This window comes from Halohasta sp. A2, assembly GCF_056175805.1.
The window spans coordinates 1-3,851 of the sequence record NZ_JAQFWV010000132.1 but is presented as its reverse complement, the minus strand read 5'-3'; the positions used below and the strand labels follow the sequence as shown (position 1 = coordinate 3,851).

At 54.7% G+C, this 3,851-nt stretch carries 2 protein-coding genes and 4 pseudogenes; 3 read left to right on the top strand and 3 right to left on the bottom strand.

All coding sequences use genetic code 11. The annotated features are described in order from the left end of the window. Nucleotides 1–236 precede the first annotated feature (236 nt). The gene (locus O2S87_RS18225) at nt 237–1,487 is read left to right on the top strand and encodes an RNA-guided endonuclease InsQ/TnpB family protein (RefSeq protein ID WP_475410152.1); all 1,251 of its coding nucleotides are present in this window, start codon (nt 237–239) and stop codon (nt 1,485–1,487) included. A gap of 92 nt (nt 1,488–1,579) precedes the next feature. After that, a pseudogene (locus tag O2S87_RS18220) lies at nt 1,580–1,681 on the top strand (SHOCT domain-containing protein); the annotation flags it as partial. Nucleotides 1,682–1,877: 196 nt separating this feature from the next. On the opposite strand, the pseudogene O2S87_RS18215 reads toward O2S87_RS18220, so the two are convergent. Then, nucleotides 1,878–2,150 (bottom strand): annotated as a pseudogene (locus O2S87_RS18215) (heavy metal translocating P-type ATPase); the annotation flags it as partial. Between O2S87_RS18215 and O2S87_RS18210 the strand changes: the two are divergent. Further along, nucleotides 2,088–2,681: pseudogene (locus O2S87_RS18210) on the top strand (helix-turn-helix domain-containing protein); the annotation flags it as partial. The pseudogenes O2S87_RS18215 and O2S87_RS18210 sit on opposite strands and share 63 nt — an antisense overlap. A gap of 233 nt (nt 2,682–2,914) precedes the next feature. Here O2S87_RS18210 and O2S87_RS18205 read toward each other — a convergent pair. Both O2S87_RS18205 and O2S87_RS18200 read right to left on the bottom strand, forming a co-directional pair. Beyond that, a complete protein-coding gene (locus O2S87_RS18205; RefSeq protein WP_475410151.1) occupies nt 2,915–3,364 on the bottom strand; it encodes a universal stress protein in 450 nt (149 codons plus the stop codon). Between the two features lie 161 nt (nt 3,365–3,525). After that, nucleotides 3,526–3,851, bottom strand: a pseudogene (locus O2S87_RS18200) (IS1595 family transposase); the annotation flags it as partial.

Genomic DNA, 3,851 nt, shown 5'->3' with positions numbered 1-3,851 from the left:
AAATCCAGTTCCGGGAACAGCAACGTCGAAGCCGCACGACAGACCTGTCTTGCCTCAGCCGTCTCAACCATCTTTCGAACAACGCAGCCCAGCGTCAAGAGTCTCACCTAGGTTCGGCAACTACTGTTTACGACGGGAGTGAATCCGACATCACCTACGCAATCCACCGACGATGACGGTCGGGATATTCAACGGTAATCCACACCATTAAGTAGGTTTGACTACATAGGCTATGTATGGCGATTGAGGTCACTCGCACCTACGTGGGTTCCATCCAGAACCACCGGCAGGTCTGCGATGGCCTCGACTCGCTCGGAGACTCCGCCTCGAAAATATGGAACGTCGCACGATGGATAACCGACCGCATCTGGAACGAAATCGGTGAAATACCAGACGAAGGCTCGCTCAAATCGTATATGAAGAATCAGTCGTGCTGGAAAGACTTGAACGCACAATCCAGTCAGAAAGTCATTGAAGAACTTTCCGACGCTTTCCAGTCGTGGTTTGACCTGCGACACAAGTACGACGAGGCGAATCCGCCCGGATACCGCAAACACGGCGACACTCGACCACGTTCCACGGTCACGTTCAAAGAAGACGGGTTCAAACACGACCCCGGGAACAACCGCGTCCGACTCTCGAAAGGATCAAACCTCAAAGAGTATTGGTCGGACTTCCTGCTCTGCGAGTACCAGACTCAACCAGATGTTGACCTCTCGGAAGTCAACAAGGTTCAGAACGTTCGAGCCGTCTGGAACGGCGACGAATGGGAACTGCACTTCGTCTGCAAAGTCGAACTCGAAACACTCGATTCCGCAGGCGATGATGTGGCAGGCATCGACCTCGGCATCAAGAACATCGCCACCGTCGCCTTCCCCGACGAATACGTTCTCTACCCCGGTAAATCGCTCAAACAGGACAAGCACTACTTCACTCGTGCTGAGTACGACACGGAAGGTGAGAACGGACCATCGGAGAAGTCGATGTGGGCACGTCGGAAACTCGCTGACCGCGAGACTCACTTCTACCACACGCTGACGAACGCCATCATCACTGAGTGTGTCAAACGCGGTGTTGGCACGCTCGCGGTGAGTTGGCCCGAAGACGTGCGTGAGTCCGATTGGGGCAAGACCGGCAACAAGAAACTCCATACGTGGGCGTTTGACCGCATCTACCAGTACCTCAACTACAAAGGCGAGATTCGTGGTGTCGAAGTGCTGAAAGAAAACGAGTGGAACACCTCAAAGACCTGTTCACGGTGTGGTGATGATACGAAAAGGAACCGGAAGCACCGTGGGTTGTACGTTTGCCAGTCCTGTGAGTTGGTAGCCAACGCGGATTGCAACGGGGCGGAGAACATGCGTCAGAAGATAACTCCGAGTCCTCACGGCGAGGATAGGAGTAACGGCTGTGTGGCACAGCCATCGACATACTTGTTCGATTCAGAAAGTGGGGCGTTCGCCCCGCGAGAACACGTCGTGTCGTAGACCGGCAAATATCCCAACTGCGGTACGGGAAGCCCCGTCGTTCACGACGGGGAGGATGTCACAGAGTGCTCCGTGGCTCCGACCAAGGTGAGTCGGATCCGGCTCTCGGGGAGTTGCGCGCGGCCTACGCTCGCGGCGACCTGACCGACGACGAATACGAGCGACGGCGAGAACGACTCGAAAACGAACTCTAGTACTTTGACCATACTAGCGACAGTAGATACAGAGGTGCACAGTCCTGTTGTCGTATCGAGGACGCCAATATCGCGCGTGGTGATACTGACAATTTTGTAGTGGAACTTTGCTGAGAAAACGTGAGCATTTGTGTTGAAATTCCAACTGAGTTAGATAGTCGTTTGGTGGAATTGTATCTTATTCAATACGAACGCATCAGTCTGCAACTTGAGCGTCAGTGGGTGATGACACTCCTGGAAGCTTGGGGATTGACAGATCCACTCGCCGGAGCAGTTGGGCGTTGATGGCGACGATGACCGTACTCAGCGACATCAGCAGTGCGCCTACTGCAGGTGACAGCAGAATTCCTATCGGAGCCAACACGCCCGCTGCAAGTGGGAGTGCGAAGACGTTGTATCCGGCCGCCCAGACGATATTCTCCTGCATCTTCCGGTAGCTCGCCTTGCTGAGCTTCACGAGTCGACCGACAAGACGGGAACCCACGTCGTCCTGCAATCCTGTCTGTGTTCGTTCGAAGAGTCAGTGATCGACCGCTTCGAACAACACAACTGCCTGTATCAGTCGCCGACGATCTACCGGCAGGGATGGGAACACTATACCGTTATTGCCTTCGACGAGAGCGATATTCAAGCGCTACTCGGGAATCTGCGCGACGATCGAGAAATCGAGCTGCTCTCGAAGACAGCGATCCAAGAGACCCAGATTCCACACAGTATGTTGGCCCCGGTCGACCAACTGTTCGACACGCTCACCGACCGCCAACTGGCTGCGCTCCAGTTAGCCCTCGAAAACGGCTACTACCGGCAACCACGCGGGACGTCGCTTCGGGAGCTTGCCGAGCGGACGAACGTCTCGAAGTCGACCTACGAAGAACACCTCCGGAAGGCCGAAAACAAGCTGCTTACAAACGTTGGTGAGTTTTTGCGGTTGGTGACCGCGACTACATCGACGAATCCGCTTCAACCATCGGCAGTTACTCCTGAGCGATCAATCTCCTAATAATCGGGTGTGTGGAGGGCACGTAAGCGGCGTAGTTACCGAGTTATTTTACAGTTACTGCACCGATCTCACTGCTAGTCGGGACTATTTCACGGCTGGCCAGACAATGACCTATCGGTTGGTATGCTCGAACTGTACCAATCTGAGGGTTGCCCTCACTGTGCGAAAGTCCGTGAGACGCTGTCATCGGAGCCAGCAACACCTGGCGATAGCCGTTAGCGATTGGGTGTGTACTACTCGCTGATTTCGGTTTTCACGACGGTCGCTGGCCGGGTTGTCAATCGAAGGACGCGGTCAGTGACACTTCCGAGTAGAGCGCGATATTCGTCCGGTCGGCGTTTGGTGCCAAGTACCAGCAAATCCATGTCTTGGGTATCGGCATACGCAACGATGGTCTCGGCGGGTTGACCATGTTGCATTGCTGTCTCGATGTCGACACCGGCGTCCGACGCTCGACTCCGGAGTTCCGAAAGCGTTTCTTCGCCGTGTTCTTCAAGGCCGTGTTCGGGGCCTTCGGATTCGTTGACGTACTCGTCACCGCTGTAGGCCGTCACGACATCCTCGTCGACGACGTAGAGTACGTGGAGGATAGCGTCGTGCATAGCCGCCAGGTCGAATGCGTGCGCTTCAGCCCGATCAGACGCGACTGTGCCGTCCGTCGAAAGCAGAATCCGGTCGTACATTCACTAGGATTTCAAAGGCGAGTATAATAAAATTGGCTTCCAATTCCCGACACTCAGGAGGTACATACTCACGTCCGAAACGGATCATTGACTCAGCCCAAATCAGAACCCTGAACGATTCTCTGTATAGAAGAGAATAACCGATGAGGCTCTTGCATAACTCAGCGAAACACGTTCACTGCAAAGCAGTCAATGAGTCCGCTCAATGGTACTCCGGCGAGGTTTAGCGTCCGTACGAACCCGTAGGTTCGGACGGACTGCTCTAATCCCGACTTCGAGAGGCCGCGGAACTTCTGAAGCCACGGATTCACAAGTGACCAGAGGCATTCGACTTGATTGACGTGGACGCCTTCATCGGTAACAAACTCTTCGGAGTGTGGAACGACCTTCTCGTTGTCATAGACGAGTGGCGCGTATCCGCGCCACCCGTCGTGCCACAGTTCATCAATCTTCCCTGAGAGGATCTCTACCTCGTCGAGCGTCTGTC